This is a genomic window from Roseobacter sp., assembly GCF_039970775.1.
Taxonomy (GTDB): Bacteria; Pseudomonadota; Alphaproteobacteria; order Rhodobacterales; family Rhodobacteraceae; genus Roseobacter.
Genome location: NZ_JBDVLG010000037.1, coordinates 1 through 16469, shown reverse-complemented (window position 1 = coordinate 16469; position 16469 = coordinate 1). Strand labels below are relative to the sequence as shown.

At 58.4% G+C, this 16469-nt stretch carries 12 protein-coding genes, 1 tRNA gene and 1 pseudogene; 6 read left to right on the top strand and 8 right to left on the bottom strand.

Annotation, left to right across the window (positions count from 1 at the left end; all coding sequences use genetic code 11):
* The first annotated feature begins 121 nt into the window (after positions 1-121).
* The 3 genes from ABJH13_RS09010 to msrA all read left to right on the top strand — a co-directional run bounded on the left by ABJH13_RS09010 (position 122) and on the right by msrA (position 2070).
* Complete coding sequence (locus ABJH13_RS09010; RefSeq protein ID WP_348405886.1) at positions 122-991, top strand: DMT family transporter; 870 nt, start codon at positions 122-124, stop codon at positions 989-991.
* Between the two features lie 111 nt (positions 992-1102).
* Positions 1103-1552, top strand: a complete 450-nt coding sequence (gene msrB, locus ABJH13_RS09005; RefSeq protein WP_348405885.1) for a peptide-methionine (R)-S-oxide reductase MsrB — start codon at positions 1103-1105, stop codon at positions 1550-1552.
* The gene (gene msrA, locus ABJH13_RS09000; protein WP_348405884.1) at positions 1549-2070 is read left to right on the top strand and encodes a peptide-methionine (S)-S-oxide reductase MsrA; all 522 of its coding nucleotides are present in this window, start codon (positions 1549-1551) and stop codon (positions 2068-2070) included. Before msrB ends, msrA begins: the two co-directional genes overlap by 4 nt.
* Before the next feature lie 86 nt (positions 2071-2156).
* On the opposite strand, the gene ABJH13_RS08995 is transcribed toward msrA, so the two are convergent.
* The 7 genes from ABJH13_RS08995 to ABJH13_RS08965 all read right to left on the bottom strand — a co-directional run bounded on the left by ABJH13_RS08995 (position 2157) and on the right by ABJH13_RS08965 (position 13289).
* Positions 2157-4160, bottom strand: coding sequence for a hydantoinase/oxoprolinase family protein (locus ABJH13_RS08995; RefSeq protein WP_348405883.1), 2004 nt, complete (start codon positions 4158-4160; stop codon positions 2157-2159).
* A gap of 46 nt (positions 4161-4206) precedes the next feature.
* Complete coding sequence (queG, locus tag ABJH13_RS08990) at positions 4207-5247, bottom strand: tRNA epoxyqueuosine(34) reductase QueG (RefSeq protein WP_348405882.1); 1041 nt, start codon at positions 5245-5247, stop codon at positions 4207-4209.
* A gap of 36 nt (positions 5248-5283) precedes the next feature.
* A complete protein-coding gene (locus ABJH13_RS08985) occupies positions 5284-5949 on the bottom strand; it encodes a glutathione S-transferase family protein (RefSeq protein ID WP_348405881.1) in 666 nt (221 codons plus the stop codon).
* Positions 5950-6004: 55 nt separating this feature from the next.
* The gene (gene mtgA, locus ABJH13_RS08980) at positions 6005-6718 is read right to left on the bottom strand and encodes a monofunctional biosynthetic peptidoglycan transglycosylase (protein WP_348405880.1); all 714 of its coding nucleotides are present in this window, start codon (positions 6716-6718) and stop codon (positions 6005-6007) included.
* A 57-nt stretch (positions 6719-6775) separates the two neighbouring features.
* The gene (gltB, locus tag ABJH13_RS08975; RefSeq protein WP_348405879.1) at positions 6776-11308 is read right to left on the bottom strand and encodes a glutamate synthase large subunit; all 4533 of its coding nucleotides are present in this window, start codon (positions 11306-11308) and stop codon (positions 6776-6778) included.
* On the bottom strand, positions 11305-11739 hold the full coding sequence (locus ABJH13_RS08970; protein WP_348405878.1) for a GFA family protein: 435 nt from the start codon (positions 11737-11739) through the stop codon (positions 11305-11307). Before ABJH13_RS08970 ends, gltB begins: the two co-directional genes overlap by 4 nt.
* Positions 11740-11855: 116 nt before the next feature.
* The gene (locus ABJH13_RS08965) at positions 11856-13289 is read right to left on the bottom strand and encodes an NAD(P)-dependent oxidoreductase (protein WP_348405877.1); all 1434 of its coding nucleotides are present in this window, start codon (positions 13287-13289) and stop codon (positions 11856-11858) included.
* A gap of 221 nt (positions 13290-13510) precedes the next feature.
* Between ABJH13_RS08965 and ABJH13_RS08960 the strand changes: the two genes are divergently transcribed.
* Positions 13511-14314 (top strand): undecaprenyl-diphosphate phosphatase, encoded by an 804-nt coding sequence (locus ABJH13_RS08960; protein ID WP_348405876.1) that lies wholly within the window; start codon positions 13511-13513, stop codon positions 14312-14314.
* On the opposite strand, the gene ABJH13_RS08955 is transcribed toward ABJH13_RS08960, so the two are convergent.
* Positions 14311-15294, bottom strand: a complete 984-nt coding sequence (locus ABJH13_RS08955) for a complex I NDUFA9 subunit family protein (RefSeq protein WP_348405875.1) — start codon at positions 15292-15294, stop codon at positions 14311-14313. The two genes, ABJH13_RS08960 and ABJH13_RS08955, sit on opposite strands and share 4 nt — an antisense overlap.
* Before the next feature lie 193 nt (positions 15295-15487).
* On the opposite strand from ABJH13_RS08955, the gene ABJH13_RS08950 reads away from it, so the two are divergent.
* A tRNA-Leu gene (locus tag ABJH13_RS08950) sits at positions 15488-15573 on the top strand.
* Positions 15574-15716: 143 nt separating this feature from the next.
* Positions 15717-16415 (top strand): annotated as a pseudogene (locus ABJH13_RS08945) (IS6 family transposase).
* Positions 16416-16469: the final 54 nt, after the last annotated feature.

Below are 16469 nucleotides of genomic sequence, written 5' to 3'. Positions count from 1 at the left end.
ATCGTACTGGCATCACTCCGCGGCCCCCTGACGCCCACCGCATGCAAGACCAACAAGTTGACTTGCCCTTGGTCGGCTTTTGGGAAATGGTCGCGATGACCCCAGACACACAGGACACAACATGGATATTCGCGCGATACTTGCGGGGCTTGCCTTTGCGTTGATGTGGTCCTCTGCCTTTACCTCGGCGCGGATCATCGTCGCGGATGCCTCGCCTTTGGCGGCTTTGACGTTGCGCTATCTGATATCGGGGTTAATCGGCGTGGCGATCGCCCGTGCCTTGGGGCAATCATGGCGGCTCACCCCCGCGCAATGGCGCGCCACGATCATGTTTGGCGTGCTCCAGAACACGCTGTATCTGGGGCTTAACTTTGTCGCGATGCAAACCGTCGAAGCATCGGTCGCTGTGATCATCGCGTCTGCCATGCCATTGTTGGTCGCATTGGCGGGGTGGTTGTTTTTGGGCGACCGTCTGGGCGTACTTAGCGTGGTGGGGCTGATCGCGGGGTTCACCGGGGTTGGCCTGATCATGAGCGCCCGGATCACCGGCGGCATCGACCTATACGGCGTGATGCTGTGCATCATTGGCCTGCTAGCGCTGACGTTTGCCACCCTGTCGGTCAGGGGCGCGACATCGGGCGGGAACTTCCTGATGATCGTCGGCTTACAGATGCTCGCGGGGTGTGCGGCACTGGCGGTGGCAACGGTTCTGTTTGAAACGCCACGCTTTACACCCAGCTGGCCGTTGGCCGCGGCCTTTGCCTACACCACCTTGGTGCCCGGCCTTGCCGCCACATTTGTGTGGTTCTGGCTGGTCAACCGCATCGGGGCGACGCGGGCGGCGACCTTTCATTTTCTCAACCCATTTCTGGGGGTGGCGATTGCCGCGTTGTTGCTGGGCGAAACCCTTGGCCCGCGTGATCTGTTGGGGGTTGCGATTATCGCGCTGGGTATTCTTGCGGTGCAACTGTCACGACATCAAAAAACATGACCCACCCCCTGCGCAGGAGACCGCGCCCGATTTACCAAGATCCGTGGGCACCCCCCTTTAACTCTCGCGGAATTGCCCCATCTAATGGATTAAGCGTTACAGGAGCATACCATGCCCAAATATGAAAAATCCGATGCCGCGATTGCACAGCTGTCGCCAGAAGAATACCGCGTGACCCAACAAAACGGGACAGAACGCGCCGGCACAGGCGCGCTTTTGGGCAATAAAGAACCCGGCATCTACGTTGATATCGTGTCCGGAGAGCCATTGTTTGCCTCTGCCGATAAATACGAAAGCGGCTGCGGCTGGCCCAGTTTCACCAAACCCATCGAACCTGCACATGTCGCCGAATTGCGCGATGGTACGATGGGCATGATCCGCACCGAGGTCCGGTCGGCGCATGGTGACAGCCATCTAGGTCATGTCTTTCCCGACGGGCCGCGTGATCGTGGCGGGCTGCGGTATTGCATCAATTCCGCCAGCTTGCGGTTCGTGCACCGCGACGACATGGTCGCCGAAGGCTACAGCGATTACATGGATCAGGTGGAGGATTTGGCATGAGCCATGAACGTGCAGTGTTGGCCGGTGGCTGTTTTTGGGGCATGCAAGACCTGATCCGCAAACGCCCAGGCATCGTTGCGACCCGCGTGGGGTACACGGGTGGTGATATCGCCGATGCGACCTATCGCAATCACGGCACCCACGCCGAGGGTATCGAGATCATCTTTGACCCGGCACAAACCAGCTTTCGCGAGCTGTTGGCGTTTTTCTTCCAGATCCACGACCCCACCACGGCCAATCGCCAAGGCAATGATGTTGGTCTCAGCTACCGGTCGGCGATTTATTATGTTGACGACGCACAGCACAAAATGGCGCTGCAAACCATCGCGGATGTCGAAGCGTCAGGGATCTGGCCCGGCAAGGTCGTGACCGAAGTGGAACCCGTGGGCGCATTTTGGCAAGCCGAACCAGAGCATCAAGACTACCTGGAACGCATTCCCAACGGCTACACCTGCCATTTCCCCCGTGCGGATTGGGTCCTGCCCACACAAGACACAACCGTCAAAGCCGCCGAATAACCCAAAGCGCGCTGTGCGTCAGACCGACAACAGCGCGCCTTTCGGTTGTATGCTGGGGTACGCCACCGGCAGCGTTGCGCGGTGTCCTATGTTGCGATCCGAGGGCGCCCGCTGGCCGTTACCGTAACGGTCGCTTCGACGAACACCTCACGTGTTTCCACCTGCGCCCGGCGGATATCGCAAGCGACCGTGATCTGCACCTTTTCGACCCCTGCTCTTGTTGCCGCATCTTGGGCGCGGTCCCGTAGGTTGGTTTCCAAGCACGAAAATGCGGCGGTTTCATCGTTGAAATCCATAGGCCCCGACGGCAAATGCACCCGGTACCGCCCTTCCGCCGGCGACGTGATATCGCCGTCTTGCCGCATCGTCACCCGGCCGACAACGGCGCCGATAGCGTTGGCAACATCGCCATGTTCGGGGAGGATCATCTGTGCCCCAACTGCCTGCCCCACCGCCGGGTAATAGCTGCGCGCCGACGCCCCCAACCCGATGACCGGCAAGTTCAACCCGGCAGAGACCCGCAAAACGCCACGGTGATTTGCCAACCCCGCCTGCATCAACGGATGCGCGGCCAACCCATCAACGTTGGGCCCAATATCGGCCGCATCTTCGGAAAGTGCTGCGTCCACAAGCGCGAGCGTGGTCTGCCGGGTCAGTTGATCAACGATCATCTGCGCCATCTGTTGGGCGGTCCCCGCCAAGCACTGCCCCGTCCCCTGCCGTTTGCGCGCAAAAAGCTGCAACGCTTTTTCCGCGGCAGGCGCATCCCACGCAGACACCCGCCCCAGAACGTGGCTGGCATCAGAGGCAGTTACCCCGCCCAACTGAACCGCGCCACGTTCGACCAGCCGGGCCAATGCGCCGTTCTCGATCCGGGCTTGCACGATGTTTGCCAACGGGTGCAGCGCGTCGCCCATTCGGTCCAACAATTGTATTTCTCGGTCGGTCAAGCCGTCGCGGCTCTGATCTGGCAGCCCGCGTACGAACCGCGCATCTTGCACATCCGGCACCGCCGACCGGAGCTGCCGATCAAGCGCGTCATGCACAATATCGGGCGCTTGGGTGGCCAATAACGACACCGGCAAAACCCGTTGCGGGCCAAGCGTTAACCGCCCCTGAAGGCCGGTTGCATCAAGGTGTACTTCGCTGTCCCCGCCCAGCCCACTGGTGCGCATCGCAACGGCTTCGACCATCGTGCGGTAAGGGCCAACCCGCGCCCCGTCTGCATCAATCGCTGGTTTGCCATCGCGCAACAGCGCAATGTCTGTCGTCGTGCCGCCGATATCGCCGACCATGGCGTCCTGCGCCCCCGTCAGCCACCGCGCCCCAACGATGGACGCCGCCGGACCGCTCAAGATCGTTTCGATGGGGCGCGCCCGCGCTTGGTCTGCCGAAATCAGCGCGCCGTCCCCCCGCACAACCATCATCGGCGCGGTTATCCCGATGCCTTGCAACACTGTTTCGGCGCGCCCGATCAGACGGTCGATCATTCCGATCAACCGGGCGTTCAACACCGCAGTCAACGCGCGTTTGGGGCCGTTTAGGCGTGATGAAAGCTGGTGCGACGCAGACACCGGTCGCCCGGTGATATCTGCGACAAGGGCCGCGGCGCGCAATTCATGCGCCGGGTTGCGGGTGGCGAACTGCGCGGCCACTGCGTAACCCGTCACCCCATCGCGGTAGGTTTCCAAAAAGTCCCGGATCGCGGTGTCGTCCAATGCGGTTGTCTCGGCGCCCGCATGGTCATGACCGCCTGCGCAGATCAAAAACGGGTCATCCTTTAGCGCTGCCGCGAGCCCGTGCGTTTCTAAATCGCGGGCCCGAAAGCCGATGTAGATCAACCCGACCCGGCCGCCTTGACCTTCGACCAGCGCGTTTGTCGCCAAGGTTGTCGAAAGCGATGCCAGCGCGATGTCACCTGGCGCCACGCCACCGGCCTGCAACACCGCGCGGACGGCGGTGCCTACACCGATGGCCAAATCTTCGCGGGTGGTCAGCGCCTTGGCCGACGCGATGACCTTGTCTTCGTCCTGCATCAGCACCGCATCGGTGTAGGTGCCACCGGTATCAACGCCCAAAAACATACTCATACGTATGCAATCCTTATCTCACTACAGACCCAGCACAACACGTCTGTCATCGCATGGACAACTGGCCAACCGCCCAGCGCGCGGCTTCGGCGACGGTTGGATCGGCATCTTCGACGAGCCCTGCAGCCAACGGTTTTAATTTGGCTTCACCCGAATTTCCGATCGCATAGAGCACGTTACGCACGAACCGGTCCCGCCCGATCCGTTTGACCGCAGACCCTGAAAACAAACTCCGAAATTCCGCGTCATCCAGCACGGCAAGCTCCGCCAAAGGGGGTTCAGACAATTCAGGCCGGGTCGTCAGACGCATATCCCGCGCAGCCACTGCGAATTTGTTCCATGGGCACGCCGCAAGACAATCATCGCACCCGTAGATATGATTTCCCATACGCTTTCGTATGTCTTCGGGTATGGAGCCTTTGTGTTCAATCGTCAGATAAGAAATACAGCGCCGCGCATCAAGCTGATACGGCGCAGGAAATGCATCCGTCGGGCAAACATCAAGGCAGGCGCGGCACGACCCACAATGGTCGACCTCTGCTGCATCCACGGGCAACTGTAGGGTGGTGAAAATTGCCCCCAGAAACACCCAGTTCCCCAATTCGCGGCTAACCAAATTGGTATGTTTGCCCTGCCACCCCAAACCCGCCGCCGCTGCAAGCGCTTTTTCGGGCACGGGCGCCGTGTCTACAAACACCTTCACCTCTGCAGGGCCGTCTGCTTCGGCCAACAGCCACCGAGCCAGCCGTTTCAGGCGTTTCTTGACCACGTCATGGTAGTCGCGCCCCTGCGCATAGACCGAAATCGCACCCCGATCTGGCCTGTCAAACACCGCGCGCGGATCATGCGTGGGCGTGTAGCTTTCCGCCAACATGATCACAGATTGTGCATCAGGCCACAGGGTTGCGGGATTGCTGCGCCAATGGGTCCGTTCGGCCATCCACGACATTTGGCCATGATAACCCGCATCCAGAAAAGACTGCAATCGTGCAGGCAAATCGGGCAGCGCATCTGGCCGACATATCCGACAGGCGACAAATCCTTCGATGTCGGCCTGCACAATCAGGCGTTCTTTCAGCTCAGCCATGGCAGGCGCCGCCTCAAAGGCAATGTCAGCGAATGTTTAAAAATCAAGGTCATTATAGTGGCGCGGCGGCGGAAAGCCCGGCACCTGATCTGCAAGGATAGACCGAAAGGCGGGGCGTGATTTGATTTTGGCGTACCAGTCTTTGACGGCGTCAGACCGGTTCCAATCCACATCAGAAATATAGTCTAGGGCGCTCAGATGCGCGGCGGCTGCAAAATCAGCCAACGTCATGGCATCGCCCGCCAACCACCGCCGATGATCCAACAGCCACGTCATATAATCAAGGTGATATTTGATGGCTTTGGCACCCGCCTTGACGTTGCCGCTGTCTGGATAACCCTGCCCCATCACCTTTTTATTGACCCGCTCGTACAGCAGCTTGGACGTCACTTCGTGGTGGAATTTGTCGTCAAACCAGCTGATCAAACGACGTACTTCTAACTTGGCGATCGCGTCGGTTGGCATCAGGGTGGGATCAGGCCGCGTCTCTTCGATGTATTCGCAGATCGCGGCGCTTTCGGTCATCGTGATACCATCCAGCCGCAAGACGGGGACTTTACCTGCGGGGTTGCGGCGCATGAAATCGGGATCTTGCTCCCAATATTTTTCCTCAACCAGCTCAACCTCAATCTTTTTCTCGGCAAGGCTCAAACGCACTTTGCGACAGAATGGGGACAAAGGAACATGGAAAAGACGTGCCATCAGCGGATCCGGTGAAATGAAACTATGCCTTCAATGCCCGCTACAGACATCAGTTTCAACTCTCGAAACACGCAGATCGACCATCTTTGCTGATTGTTGCTGCCCCGTCGCGGACCGACCGCGCGCGTTTCACCACAAAATCGGATGGTTTACTGGCGGATCGTGATTTGGGGCTGGGCAGGATCGCCGCAAGCCGCGCCGCCTGCCGGTCAGACAATGCATCTGGTGCGACGCCAAAATAATGATCTGCGGCGGCTTTCACACCAAAGACGCCCGCGTCAAATTCGGCGACATTCAGGTACACTTCGATGATCCGCTCTTTGGGCCAGAGCAGTTCTAAAACCGGGGTCAACACCGCCTCTAACGCTTTGCGTGTGTAGGTTCGCCCATGCCACAGGTACACGTTTTTGACGGTTTGTTGGCTGATCGTCGATGCGCCACGGGTGCCGCCATCGGCAATCGCGTCCTTGATCGCGACCAGATCAAACCCCCAATGCAAGCAAAAATTCGCGTCTTCGGCGGCCACCACAGACCGCGCCATTGCCGGCGCGATATCAGCCAAAGCGACCCATTCGTAATTTACATTACCCAAACGGCGTTTTTCGGCAAACATATACGGGGTCGTCGGAGGATTCAGCACGCGCCCCAACATGATCAGCGCAAAGACCAGCCCCACAACACCAAGCAATCCGCGCAACAACCATCGTCGCAGGGTTGCGCGCCAAGCGGGGCGCGCCGTCTTGGCCTTGGTCCTGCTGCTCTTTGCCATGGTTCAGCTATATGCCGCCAGAGCCCACGGAGCAACAGGACAAGGTCAAACGTGCCGTCACTCGGCCGGTAGAGCCGTGTCTTCCAGCATCAAGGGAGCGGGCAAATGCACCAACATCTCCTTTGGGCAGACCTGCAAGAAATTGTGTTTCTCACTGTCCCAATGTTGCAAGATATCGGCCGTGCGACGGCTGCCTGTCTCGCTTAGGTGCATCTCGAGCAGTTCTTCGAGTTGGCCCAACCAGTGATCAACTGCGACCGGGCAGGTCACCAATGTTTCCATGTTCATCAATGCAGGTGCTTTGCCTTCGGGATCGTATAGATACGCCATCCCGCCGGTCATGCCCGCGCCAAAGTTCGCACCGATATCCCCAAGGATCACCGCGACACCGCCGGTCATGTATTCACACCCGTTGGAACCGCACCCCTCGATCACCACCTTGGCGCCCGAGTTACGCACCGCAAACCGTTCGCCCGCGCGACCTGCCGCAAAGAGGTACCCTTCGGTCGCACCATACAGCACCGTATTGCCGATGATGGTGTTTTTCGCGGCCTCAATCGGTGACGCCATTGGCGGACGCACGACAATCATACCCCCCGAAAGGCCCTTGCCGACATAGTCGTTTGCATCGCCCGATACCTCAAGCTTCAGACCAGGTGCTGCGAAAGCCCCCAACGACTGCCCCGCAGACCCACTAAGTTTGACGGTCAGATGGTCGGGTTGCAGCGTGTTGCGCATGCCAAACTGCTTGACGATATGGCTCGAGGTACGCGTACCAACGGTCCGATGTGTGTTCTGAACAGCATAGGACAGCTGCATTTTCTCGCCGTCTTTCAAGAACCGCGCGGCATCGCGCACGATCTCGGCATCCAGCGTATCAGGCACCACATTGCGGGATTTGGCCCGGTCATAAACGATGTCTGCCGCGCCATCCACGGTGATCAAAAGCGGGTTGAGATCCAGATCATCCAAATGCGCAGACCCACGCGACACCTGCGCCAATAAATCCGCGCGCCCGATCACATCGTCGAGGCTACGCGCGCCGATAGACGCCAGAATTTCACGCACTTCGGTGGCGTAAAACGTGATCAGGTTCACGACCTTATCCGCGTTGCCGGTAAATTTACCGCGCAGGCTTTCATCCTGCGTGCACACACCAACGGGGCATGTGTTGGACTGGCACTGGCGCACCATAATGCACCCCATCGCGATCAACGCCGCGGTACCGATGCCGTATTCTTCGGCGCCAAGCATCGCTGCCATCACGATATCGCGCCCGGTCCGCAGGCCGCCATCGGTCCGCAGGGTCACCCGGTCGCGCAGGTTGTTCATGCTGAGCACTTGGTGCGCTTCGGTCAGGCCCATTTCCCACGGCAGCCCGGCGTATTTGATCGACGTTGCAGGCGATGCACCCGTGCCGCCATTGTGCCCCGAAATCAGAATGATATCGGCCTTGGCCTTGGCCACACCGGCCGCAATGGTCCCCACGCCCGACGACGCAACCAACTTTACGGTCACTTTACAGCGCGGGTTGATCTGTTTGAGATCGTAGATCAGCTGTGCCAAGTCTTCGATCGAATAGATATCGTGGTGCGGCGGTGGCGAAATCAACGTCACGCCTTTGGTGGAATGCCGCAACCGCGCGATCAGGTCGGTGACCTTCATGCCTGGAAGCTGCCCACCTTCACCGGGTTTTGCCCCCTGCGCGACCTTGATTTCCAGCTCTTCGCATTGATTCAGATATTCCGCAGTGACGCCAAAGCGCCCCGATGCAACCTGTTTGATCTTGGCAGACGGGTTATCGCCATTGGCTTCGGGCACGAAATGCGCCGGATCTTCGCCGCCCTCGCCGCTGTCGGATTTTGCACCGATGCGGTTCATCGCGACGTTCAACGTTTTGTGCGCCTCAGGCGACAAGGCCCCCAACGACATACCCGGTGTGACAAACCGTTTACGGATAGACGTGATGCTTTCTACGTCCTCGATCGGGATCGATTTACCCAAAGGTTTGATATCTAAAAGATCCCGTAGATGGATCGGTGGATTACTCTGCATCTTGGCCGAATATTGTTTCCACATCTCATAAGAGGCGCGGTTACAGGCCGTCTGCATCATATGCATTGAGGTCGCTTCCCACGCGTGGGTTTCACCCGATTTGCGGGATTTATAGAACCCCCCGATCGGCAGCACCGACGCCGTGCCGGCCCAAGCCTTGGCGTGCACCTCTTCGGCTTTGCGTTGGATGCCGCTGACACCAATGCCCGAAATCCGGCTGGTCATACCGGGGAAATATTCGGCACACATCGCACGCGACAGGCCCACCGCTTCGAAGTTCAGCCCGCCCCGGTAGGACGAGATGACCGAGATCCCCATCTTGGCCATGATCTTGAGCAGCCCTTGATCAATCGCGATCCGGTAGCGGTCAATCGCTTGGGTCAGGGTCATGTCCAACAAGCCACGTTCGATCCGATCTGCCAAGGAATCTTCGGCCAGATAGGCGTTGACGGTGGTCGCGCCCGACCCGATCAGCACGGCAAAATAATGCGGGTCTACACATTCTGCAGACCGCACATTCATCGACGTGAACGTGCGCAACCCTTTACGCACAAGATGGCTGTGCACGGCTGATGTCGCCAAGATCATCGGCATCGCGATGTTGTCGGCATCCGCCATCTGATCCGTCAGGATGATATGGCCCGCCCCAGAACGCACCGCGTCCTCGGCTTCAGCACGAATGCTTTCCAACGCTTGGCTGAGGGTGCCTTTACCCGGCGCAAAGGTGCACCCAATGGTCACGACGTTTGCGTTGAAGTGTTCGATCAAGGCATCAAATTGCGCGTTGCCCAAAAACGGGCTGTCGAGTGTGAAAATTTCGGTCTGGCTGCTGTCTTCGTCCAGCACGTTTTTCAGGTTACCAAACCGCGTTTTCAGGCTCATCACTCTGAATTCGCGCAAACTGTCGATCGGTGGGTTTGTCACCTGGCTGAAATTTTGGCGGAAGAAATGGCTGAGCGGACGGTACTGCCCCGACAACACGGCAGACGGCGTATCGTCGCCCATAGAGGCCAGTGTTTCTTTGGCGTCCTCGGCCATCGGCGCGAGAATTTGCTCCAACTCTTCAATGGTATAGCCTGCAGCGACCTGACGGCGACGCAGATCTGCACCGGTATACAGCGGACGTTCCTGAACGTCATCCAGCGCCTCTTCGAGGTCGTTTATCTTGCCGACCCAATCCCCAAAAGGTTGGCTACCGGCCAGCGCGTTTTTGATCTCTTCGTCATGGAACAGCTTGCCTTCGGCCATATCAACCGCCAGCAACTGACCTGGCCCCAAGGCGCCTTTTTCGATCACAGATGCTTCATTCAGCGGGACCATGCCTGTTTCAGACCCCGCGATCACCATGCCGTCGTTGGTCACCACATAGCGCATCGGGCGCAGGCCGTTCCGGTCCAAACCGGCACAGACCCAACGGCCATCGGTCATCGCCAACGCGGCGGGGCCATCCCACGGTTCCATCACCGAATTGCAGTACGAATACATATCGCGCCAGCTTTGCGGCAGTTCGACCGCCTGCTTGGACCAGCTTTCAGGCACCAACATTGTTTTGGCCATCGGCGCATTCCGCCCCGCGCGCACCAGAACTTCGAACACCGCGTCTAATGCGGCGCTGTCGCTGGACCCCGATGCAACGATCGGTTTGATATCTTCGGCCATCTCGCCGAAGGCACCAGACGCCATGCGGATCTCATGGCTTTTCATCCAGTTCAGGTTGCCCTTGAGGGTGTTGATCTCGCCGTTATGCGCCAACATGCGGAACGGCTGGGCCAACCACCACTGCGGAAAAGTGTTGGTGGAATAGCGTTGGTGATAGATCGCAAAGGCGCTCTCGAACCGTTCATCCATGAGGTCGGGGTAGAATTCGGCGACCTGTTCGGCCAGCATCATACCTTTGTAGATGATCGACCGGCACGACATCGACGCGATGTACAATGTCGGCACCTGCGCGGCCAAGGCCGCCTTTTCAATACGCCGGCGTATGACATACAGCTCGCGCTCAAAGGTGTCTTCGTCCACACCCTTGGCGTTGGAAATCAAGATCTGTTCGATCTCAGGCCGGGTCGCATTGGCCTTGTCACCCAGACACGAAATATCGACAGGCACGTGCCGCCAGCCGTAAATGTAGTAGCCCATGCGCAAAACTTCGGTTTCCACGATGGTCCGGCAGGTCTCTTGCGCGCCGAAATCGGTGCGGGGCAAAAACACCTGACCCACCGCGATCATCTCGTCCGTGCGCGGGTCATGACCGGTGCGTTTGACCTGATCGTAAAAGAACTTCTCGGGGATTTGCACGTGTATGCCCGCGCCATCGCCGGTTTTGCCGTCGGCATCAACCGCGCCGCGATGCCAGATCGCCTTGAGCGCCTTGATCCCGTTTTCAACAACACCGCGGCTTTTGGTGCCATCCACCGAAACGACCAGCCCGACGCCACAAGACGCATGCTCCTCCGCTTCGGAATACAGGCCGTTTTCGGCCATATGGGCGCGTTTGGCTTCTTCACGTGCCACCCAGGCTTCATCATATTTGGTCATTGGGCGTCTCCTTCATCCGCGAACAACGCTATTGTCTCATCTGTGCTCAACCGCCGGTGATCCCCGGCCAGAGCGTACCCTTGCGGACATTTGTCCGCGAAAAATTCCAGTGCCATACGGCCGTCGCCGGCCTCTTTAAACAGCCCCGCCGCCGGGTGGCGCATCCCGTCCTCGCGCGTGCCGTACCAAAGGGTCGACCCGCAGACGCCGCAAAACCCACGTTCGGCCCAGTCTGACGACGCATAGCTTTGCGCAGGGCCGTCGACCTGCAACGTCCCCGGCACCGTATCGACCGAAATGAACATACCGCTGGTGTGCTGGCGGCACATATCACAGTGGCAGGCCTGCAGGCTCGCGCTCTGCATCTGGACGGTCAGGCGCACGGCCCCGCAGAGGCAGCGCCCGTGTAGGGTGCGGGGCGTGTTATCCATGGCTCAGCTCGAGGCTGGCGACGATGACACGGGTGCAAAGTACAGTCTGGCCAAAGAGGGGCATGGGTGCTGTCCTTAATAAAATCCAAGCATCACATCAGTCTACGCAGGCAATATTATTCCGCGGCCAATGCCGCCGTGTCGCCCAAACGTTTCAGGATCGCGTCGGCGCAATCGCGGCCGTCGCGAATCGCCCAGACCACCAGGCTCGCACCGCGCACGATGTCGCCAACGGCATAAACGCCATCAAGGTCCGTCGCGCCGGTGGTGAATTCGGCCTTGACCGTGCCCCACCGTGTGACGGGCAATTCTGGCTGGTCCCACAAAACAGGCAATGCTTCGGGCTCAAACCCCAGTGCCATGATCACCAGATCGGCGTCTTCGACGTAGTCCGCGCCCTCGATCACCTCGGGGGCCTGTCTGCCGGTGGCATCGGGGGCACCCAACCGCATTTTCTGGACCATCACGCCCGTGATCGGATCGCCAACGAAACCTTTGGGTGCAGAAAGCCATTCAAAAACAACGCCTTCCTCTTCGGCGTTTTGCACTTCACGCTGCGACCCTGGCATGTTCGCCCGGTCTCGCCGGTACAAGCATTTCACCGACGTAGCGCCCTGCCGTATCGACGTGCGCACACAATCCATCGCCGTGTCGCCACCGCCGATCACCACAACGCGCTTGCCTTCGGCATTGAGCGCACCGCTGTCAAATTCAGCCACCGCATCGCCAAAGCTCTTCCGGTTGCTTGCCGTCAGGAAGTCCAACGCACGCACCAGCCCCGCGCCGCCAACACCGGGGGCCTCAAAGTCGCGGGACTTGTAAACGCCGGTCGCGATAATCACCGCGTCATGTTTGGCCCGAAGATCCGCAAAACTGATATCTTCGCCGACAGTTGTATTCAGCTCAAACGTCACGCCGCCTTGCGCCAACTGGTCGTTGCGGCGCATCACCACGTCTTTCTCCAGCTTGAACCCCGGGATGCCGTAGGTCAGCAACCCGCCCGCACGGTCGTAGCGGTCATAGACGGTCACCTGAACACCGGCGCGACGCAAAACATCAGCGGCTGCAAGCCCCCCCGGCCCGGCGCCAATAATACCCACGGATTCAGCGCGCTCTTGTGTTGGTGAGATCGGCAGAACCCAGCCGTTATCCCAAGCGGTGTCGGTCACGTATTTTTCCACGGCGCCGATCGTCACGGTACCATGCCCGGATTGTTCGATCACGCAATTGCCTTCGCACAAACGATCTTGGGGGCAGATGCGGCCACAAATCTCGGGGAAGGTGTTGGTGGCCTGGCTGACCTCGTAGGCTTCCTGAAGGCGCCCTTCGGCGGTCAACTTTAACCAGTCGGGGATGTTGTTGTGCAGCGGGCAGTGGCTTTGGCAATACGGCACACCACACTGGCTGCAACGGCTCGATTGCTCTTGCGCCTTGGCTTCGGCATATTCCGCATAGATCTCTTTGAAATCCGCGCGGCGCAGGTCGGGCACGCGCTTTTCCGGCATATCCCGTGCGACATTCACGAATTTTAACATAGGTTGCTGCGCCATCACTCGCTTCCTCCACCAATCTTCAGGAAGTGTGGGCATAAACGAATTGAAATCGGAAATAAAGTCACTAATGCTGACCTTTATGTATTTAATTCTGGTGAATTCTTGGGTTTTGGCGATAATTTCAAAAATTAAAGGTCCAAATCGGACTTAACTTCATCCTTCCCATTTGATTCCTGCACTTTATACCAACAATGACCCCAAATCTCGGACCCCCCCTTATGACGCTTCTCTCACTCCTCATTGTTGCCGCGATTCAAGGGCTCACCGAATTCCTGCCCGTTAGCTCTTCGGGACACCTTATCCTACTGCCCAGCCTGACCGGCGGCCCGGACCAAGGGCTGGCCATCGATGTTGCGGTGCATGTCGGCACGCTGTTTGCGGTCGTTCTCTACTTTTGGGCGGACGTAAAAGTGGCGCTTTTGGGCACCCTGCGCCTGATGCACGGACGGGTGGACACGCCCGGTGCATTTCTGGCGCTTGGCCTCGGCATCGCAACCATTCCCGTGGTGATCGCCGGCGCGGCCATCAAGCTCACCGGCCTTGATGATATGATGCGCTCCGTTGCGGTTATTGGATGGACGATGCTCGGTTTTGGGATCGTCCTTTATTGGGCCGACAAAACGGGCGCACACGACCGCGAAGCGACAGAATGGCGCCTAAAGGACGCCATTGTTATGGGTTTGGCTCAAATGTTGGCATTAATCCCCGGCACATCCCGGTCCGGCATCACGATCACCGCGGCCCGCAAGCTCGGATATGACCGAGAAAGCGCAGCGAAACTGTCCATGCTCATGTCGATCCCCACAATCGCGGCCTCTGGCCTATTGCTGGGCGTCGATGTCGTCCAAGACGCGGACTGGGCTATTGCCCGCGCGGGCCTTATCGCCGCGAGCTTTGCGTTTCTCGCGGCGCTGCTTGCCCTTAGCCTCATGATGCGATTGCTGCGCAGCGTCAGTTTTACGCCATATGTGATCTACCGGGTGATCCTTGGCATTGGCTTGCTGATCTACGCCTACGCCTAGGTGCGTAGGTTTTTCGCGGAATCCTTGATCGCATCATACTGGCCCGATGGGCGGAACCGCCACAAATAATCTGGCAACACCGATTCCATCGAAATCGGCGATATACCAAGATCTGCAAACCCTTTGGCGTCTGGGCCAACAATGTTGTCCACAGACAAGCCACGCACTTGGTCGCGTGTGATCATGGAATTGGTCACCAAACCCAGCGTCATTTTCTGCAAAAGATCAAACCCAGACCCCATCATAGCCGCAGCAAAGAACGGGACATTCATCACCAGCCGCCGCCGATGGATAACGCTCAGCATCCCCCCCATCAGATCACGAAAGCTCGCAACATCCGGGCCGCCTAGCTCGTAGATACCGGGCGCCACATCGCCGGTCAGCGCCTGTTCGGCAGCGCGAGCGACATCGTCAACATAGACAGGCTGGAAAAGGGTCTGCGCCCCAACAACAGGCAGCACAGGGCCCAGACGGGTCATTGATGCGAACCGGTTGAAAAACTGATCTTCGGGGCCAAAAACGATAGAGGGGCGCAAAACTACGGCGTCGGGCATATGCGTTTGAACCGCTGCTTCGCCCGTCGCTTTGCTTCGCGCATAGTCGCTTTTTGCATCAGCATGCGCGCCGATCGCAGACACATGCACCAGCTGTTGAACATTTTCCGCGGCGGCCATCTGCGCGATCCGCGCGGCACCTTCCGCCTGCACGGCGTCAAACTGGTTTTTGCCGACTTCAGCAAGGATACCAACGCAATTCACCACGGCATCCGCCCCGGACAAAACGGCACGCACCGAGTCGTCGTCGCGTATATTGCACAGAACCGGTTCGACCTGTCCGACGACACCGTAAGGTTTTACAAAAATCGCTTCGTTCGGTCGACGCACCGCCACCCGAACACGCCACCCCGCCTTTGCCATCCTGCGCGCGACGTAACGCCCGACAAAGCCAGACCCCCCAAAAATCGTGACAAGTTTCGACATAAAGAGCCTCATTTCTCGCTATAGTATAGGATGTATCCTTGCACCCCCATCGAAACAAGGTGCAATTCATCGCAGATGTCAGGCCAAGACCCATCTGGCGCCAGATCAAGGCCTGCCCAGAATGCGCAGACTCATGTTAATTTCTGTTTGACACCCCTCCGACATCCGCTTAAACGCAGGCTTCATGACACCTGCCCAGGTGGCGGAATGGTAGACGCGCTAGCTTCAGGTGCTAGTGTCCGTATGGACGTGGAGGTTCGAGTCCTCTCCTGGGCACCATTTGTACTTTCGCACACAAATACCACCTAAGGCCCTGAAAGATAACGCGGTTTTTTGATGTTTAATAACCCTTTTCATGGCAAGGTGTTGTCACGTTAACGCCCTGTTGGTTGCTTACGGTAGTTTGGGTGGAACCGGGGTCGATGCGAATATCGACCATCAGCTACAAACGCCACCGCTTCCCGCCGCAGATCATCGCCCACGTTGTCTGGCTTTACGTTCGCTTCAATCTCAGTCTGCGTGAAGTCGAGTAAATGCTACTCGAGCGGGGTATCGACGTTTCATAAGAAACGATCCGACGTTGGACTCTAAAGTTCGGGCCACTAATCGCGCGACATCTTCGGCGTCGGCAACCTCGTCCAGGAGATGTTTAGCATTTGGATGAAGTTGTGGTGAAAATTTCGGGCAAGACGTGCTGGCTCTGGCGCGCAGTTGATCAGCATGGTGTTGTGCTGGAAGAAATTCTTCAATCAAGGCGTAACAAGCGGGCAGCAAAACGGCTGCTGGCCAGGTTGATCAAGCGCCATGGCCGGCCTAAAGGGATTCTCACGGACAAGCAGCGCTCTTACGGACCGGCCAAACGAAAGATCGCACCCGGACTGGAACACTGGTCGCACAAGGGGTTGAATAATCGCGCCGAGAACAGCCATTTGCCGTTTCGAAAACGGGAGCGAGCCATGCAAAGGTCTCGATCACTGGGTGGCTTGCAGCGTTTTGTATCTGTTCATTCGACAACCAGAAATTGCTTCTCCGTTCCATCCCACCACCGCGCCGATCTGACAATTCGTTGCCACCGACTGCAAGCCTTCGAAGCTTGGAAAGCAGCGACGCAAGTCGGCTGATTTTCCTCCGAAGCACCCAACTGTTGGCGATGCGGACTTAACGTGACAACACCG